2 protein-coding genes are annotated in these 6,062 nt (G+C 37.4%); both read left to right on the forward strand.

What is annotated here, in order from left to right; genetic code table 11:
• The coding region (locus ACFQ0S_RS11605) for a T9SS type A sorting domain-containing protein (protein ID WP_379819101.1) at nt 1-261 on the forward strand (261 nt) is incomplete at its 5' end.
• Between the two features lie 534 nt (nt 262-795).
• Nucleotides 796-6,062 (forward strand): beta strand repeat-containing protein (locus ACFQ0S_RS11610; RefSeq protein ID WP_379819102.1); only part of this gene is annotated, 5,267 nt, incomplete at its 3' end.

Genomic DNA, 6,062 nt, shown 5'->3' on the forward strand with positions numbered 1-6,062 from the left:
ACAAATACTTCTAGCATCTTTAACGTAAAAGCATTCCCTAATCCTTTTGCAACGCACTTTAGTTTAGACATCGAGAGTTCAAGCGACGATCAAGTTGAGATGAAAGTGTATGATATGATTGGACGTCAACTAGAAGTTCGCAAATCTTCAGTTTCAGAATTGAGCGTTCAACAAATAGGACGCAATTATCCAACAGGTATTTACAATTTAGTTGTATCTCAAGGTAAAAATGTGAAATCAATTCGAATGATTAAAAGATAATTTTAGAATTAATTTTCTTAAAGAAACCTCTTCAGTAATGAAGAGGTTTTTTTTTACAACTTTTTTTCTCAAGTTAATTGATATTTTATTCTTAAATCATTTTTTTGAAAACTGACTTTAAAAATAAAAAAACGCGTTAAAAAAAAGACATGCATACTGATTTTCTTATTTTTACAAATAAAAAATTATGAAAAGTGTTTTTTTTGGCATACATAAATCAGTAAACACTATTTTGAAGACGTTTTTTTTACAATAATTACAAAATTTAATCTAAAGTAGCAACATAATTAGGAACCAAAAACTATACATTAGCACAACATTTACATAACATCACATTATTTATTAAAAAAAAACAGGTTGTTTCTGAGGTGTCAAAAGCTTCAAAAACGATTGAATTTACAGATACTTAAGAAATTTTATAATAAAAAAAAAACATTGTATAGTTATTGTATATGTGCAAAACCTTTTTTTTTAATTACACTTTACTAATTTCACTACAACGATATATTAATCATTCACCAAAAAAAATTTATTATGAAAAAACTATTTTTATTACTCTTCTTAATGACTATTTCATTAGGACAATCGCAAAATATGATACCGAATTCATATTTTGACAGTAACACTACTGGATGGACTTTTACTGGCACAGGGTCACGTGTGGGTGGCGAACTGGTTTTCTCTTCTACCAGTGGGGCTGGGAATAATTGGGATACAGAACTTAAACGCTCAAATACAAATGGAGGTAGTTTCTTGACAATAACAAGCGGACAAACCTACACTGTTACTTTTAGAGCTAGAGCAACAGCTAACAGAAACATTTTATTTCAACTTCAGGCAAATGGAGGATCTTGGGGAGTACTTAACGCTATTTCTATTCCCATTACAACTACTATGACAGTCTATACGCGTACTTTCACTGCTGGTGCAGGAGGTGGTGCTAATATTGAGATGCAATTCCATATGGCTGGAACAACAAGTAGTGGTAGTACAGCTGGTGTAACTTTTGATGATATTACATTAGTAGCAGGAACTGCTACGCAGTGTACCAATTTTATCCAAGATGGTGATGAAACAGGTATAGACTGTGGAGGTGCAACTTGTAGCCCATGTAAAATTAATCCTACATTTGGTACATATACAGTTGGGCCTAAAGTAGTAGGAGATGCTGCGTTTTCGGCAACTGCTACTTCTGATAGTCCTGTTGCAATTACCTACACGAGTGGGACACCTGGTGTAGCAACTATTGATGCTAACACAGGACTTGTTACTATTGTAGGTGCTGGTACTACTCTTATTACTGCAAGTCAAGTTGCAAATGCTAGTTATAATGCGGGTTCAACTACTGCTACGTTAACAGTAACACTCCCTCCTCCGCCTTCAGCTACAACACCACCTGCGAGAAATGCTTGGGATGTGGTTTCGTTATATAGCGATTCTTATACTCCTACAAGTGGAGCAACTTGGCAAGCCGGAGCTGATGTTTTGACAGCAGTTGGTAATAATGTACGGTTTTTTGATGGTTTTACCTTAGCTAGATTAGCTTTTGCAGCGCGAAGTGTAACCGGAATGACAACATTGCATATCGATGTTTATACTAAAAATCAAAATCAACTTTGGTTAGAAATCAATGGTAATAGAAAAGTACAGTCGAGCATTGCTTTGAATAATTGGGTAAGTTTTGATATTCCTCTAACCGACTACGTTGGTTTAAATTTAGGAAATGTAAGTTTCTTTGATTTAAACAATCCTACGGGAGCTGCTGCGCCTGTAAAACAAGTTTATTTAGATAATATTTACTTTTACAGAGCAGCAACTGATCAGCCACCAACAATTGGTGCGTTTACAGTAGCAAGCCCGAAAACAGTTGGGGATGCTGACTTTACATTAACTAATCCAACTTCTAACAGCAGTGGCGCATGGTCTTATAGTGCAAGTCCAGCTGGTATTGTAACTATTAGTGGCAACACCGTAACAATAGTTGGTGGTGGTACTGCTACCATTACTGCAACTCAAGCTGCTGTAACAGGCGTTTATGGTGCTGGAACTGCTTCAGCTTCTTTGGTAGTAAATTTCCCTGCTCCAGGAGCTTCTCCTATTCCTCCAGTAAGAGATCCAGGATGTGTAGTTTCTATGTATACGGGTACACCTACAACCTATGCTAATGTAGTTGCTACATCGCAAGCAAGTTGGTCAACAGGTTCAACTAGCTCAAACTTTAGTTTTGCGAATGGCACAAATACTTGTATCCAAGTTAATAATTTAGGTTTTTTTGGTTTGGTAACAAGCGGTGCTAATTTCAGCGTATCTACAATGTCAACGTTACACGTAGATATTTATGTTAACACACCGATGACTACAATGATATTGAATTTGTTGGCTCCATCTGACAGAAACTATTCAATTGGTCCATTAGTAACAGGATGGAATTCTTTTGATATTCCATTAACAGCTTATGGAACTGGTTTCACTAACATCAACGGAATAAAATTTGAACAAAGCGGTGGTACTGCACGTCAAATTTATATAGATAACGTATACTTTTATTCAGGCGGTACACCAACAATAACAAATTTCAACAATATTGGAAAAGTTACTGGTGATGCAGCATTTTCATTAACAGCTCCAACTTCTGCTAGTCCAGGTGCGTTTACTTATACTAGTAGTAATCTAGGTGTAGCAACAATTAGTGGCAGTACGGTAACTCTTGTAGGAGCAGGTACTTCTACTATTACTGTTAATCAGGCAGCTAATGGTTGTTTTACTTCAGGTACTGCAACGGCAACTTTAACTGTAGGCTCTAATGTTCCTCTTGCAGGACCAACAGCTCCTCCGGCAAGAAATGCTTGGGATGTACAAAGCGTATTCAGTGATGCATCTTACACCGTAATTCCGGGAACAAGAAATTACAACCCTGGTTGGGGTCAAGCTGGTACTGGCGCTGTTGTTACAGCGGGATCAGACAATGTTTGGCGTGCTTCGAATTTAAATTATCAAGGAATTGTTTTTGGCAGTAACGCTGATGTTTCAGCTATGACACACTTTCACGTAGATGTATGGACATTTAATGAAACTTCATTACAGTTCTTCCAAATTAGCAACACTACAGGCGAAAGATCTGTGGCGCTAGCTGCACCTTATGGTGCATTAACGCTAGGACAATGGGTTAGTTATGACATTCCTTTAACTGCATGGACAAGCCAATCTGGTTTTACAACAACAGCTTTAAAAGAATTTAAAATTGTTGGTTCTGGCGGAAAAACAGTTTACATGGATAACATGTACTTTTACAGAGCAGCAACTGCAGAACCACCAACTATAGGTACATTTACAGTTCCTGGAAAATTATTGGGTGATGCTGCATTTACTTTGACTGCTCCTACTTCTAATAGTGCTGGTGCTTTTACGTATTCAAGTAATAATAGTGCTGTAGCAACTGTTAGTGGAAGTACTGTTACGGTTGTAGGTGCTGGATCTGCTACGATAACAGCAACGCAAGCTGCTGATGGAAGTTATGGTGCAGGTTCAAAAACTGCTGTTTTAACAGTAACACCTCCTGCAGCACCTGCGCAACCAGCAAGAAATGCTTGGGATGTAGTTTCACTATATAGTGATAATTACACAGCAACAGCTGGTGCTGGATGGCAAAACGGAACGAATGTTTCAATTTCAGGAAATAACACACGATTCTTTGATGGATTTACATTGGCTAGATTGGCATTTACACCTGTTAATTTAACAACAGCTGGAATGACAACATTGCATTTATCTGTTTATACGATCAATCAAAATCAATTGTGGTTTGAAATACAAGGTAATAGAAGAGTTGAGTCGAGCATCGCTTTAAATGGCTGGGTTGAGTTTAACATTCCGTTATCAGTATATACTGGATTAAATTTAGCAAACATTAGCTTTTTTGATTTAAATAATCCAACTGGAGCTGCTGCCCCTGTTAAAGTAGTTTACATGGATGACATCTATTTCTATAGAGCAGCGACAACCGTTCCTCCAACATTTGGAGCATTTACAGTTGCTACAAAAGATGTAGGTGATGCTGCTTTTGCCATAACTCCGCCAACTACAAATAGTGCTGGAGCTATTACTTACACCAGTAGCAATCAAAGTGTAGCAACTATCAGCGGAAGCACTATTACTATAGTAGGTATGGGTACTAGTACCATTACTGCATCACAAGCTGCTGAAGGTAGTTATGGTGTAGGTACAACAACTGCAACTTTTACTGTAACTGGCCCTACTACTCCTGTAGCTAGACCAACAACGCCACCAGCAAGGAATGCTTGGGATGTACTATCTCAATATAGCACTGCCTATACCAATCAGGCAGGTGTTGTTTTTAGTAACTTTAATTCAGCTGCAGTAATTACCGATCAAACTTTAGCTGATAATAGTGTTGTTAAAAAATATGCTACACATACGTTTTCTGGTATTGCTCCAAATGGTGCTAACAACCTAGACGTTTCGGGCATGACCCATTTACATATTGATGTTTGGTCTCCAGATTTTACTTCATTCAAAGTAAAACTAGAAGCTACAAATGGTAGTAATAACGAAATTGAAGTTCCTTTTAGTAAAATTAGAGGCGCTTGGAATTCGTATGATATCGCTTTAAGTACTTATACTGCTACTAATTTAGCTAATTTAAAATGGATTGTTCCTGTGACTAACGGAAACGCAAATTTATTCATTACAAATGTTTATTTTTACAGACCTGCTAGTGCAGAACCACCAACTTTAGGAACATTCACAGTTCCTGCTAAATTATTGGGAGCTGCGCCGTTTGTATTATCTAATCCAACTTCTAACAGTGCTGGTGCTTTTACTTACACAAGTAGTAATACTGCTGTAGCAACTATCAGTGGAAATACTGTTACGGTTATAGGAGCAGGAAATTCTACTATTACAGCAACGCAAGCAACCAATGGTGCTTATGGTACTGCTACAAGAACTGCTGTTTTATCAGTAACACCTCCGGCAGCACCTACACCACCAGCAAGAAATGCTTGGGATGTAATATCTCTGTATAGTAACTCTTATACAACTTCTTCATCTGCATCATGGGGTGGAGTTGGAACTGACGTTTCTATTTCTGGTAACAATACCAGATTACTTACTGGTTCACCAACATATAGACTTCCGTTTACTGCTACTAATGTTTCAGAAATGACTACTTTGCATATAGATGTTTACGCCTTAAATCAAGCTTCATGGCAGTTTAGATTGAATGACAAAGCAGTAGTAGTAGGTACTCCTATAAATGGATGGACAAGCGTTGATATTCTTTTGTCGGCTTATGCGCCGCAATCATTAAATTTGACAAACGTTTCCTTTTTTGATTTTTTCAATCCTCTTGGAGCTAACCCAAACACTTCTTATGTAGATAATATCTATTTTTATAGAGCGGCAACTCCTCAAGTTATACAATGTGGAAGAACACTTCGTTTCCTTAACGAAATTATTCAATGTCAACCAATTGCAGGAGCTGCACAATATCGTTTCGAGGTAACAGATGAGGCAAATGTTGTTAGAGTTGTTACTAGTGGTAACAATACTTTTAATCCAGCGGCTTTTACTTTTGATCATCCTACCAACCGCGGATTCAATTGGGCTAAAAACTATAATATTCGTGCTGCAATTTTTAGAAATAATGTTTGGGAATCTTACGGACCAGCTACATGTATTGTTCGTACACCAAACGAACCAGCAGCATTGCCTACTAAGTTAAGATCACCTTGGTTTTGTAACCAAACAGTAGCAAGCATGAACACTAACATTCAGTGCGA

Origin of the sequence: Flavobacterium myungsuense (assembly GCF_042677265.1) — a bacterium.
Lineage (GTDB): Bacteria > Bacteroidota > Bacteroidia > Flavobacteriales > Flavobacteriaceae > Flavobacterium > Flavobacterium myungsuense.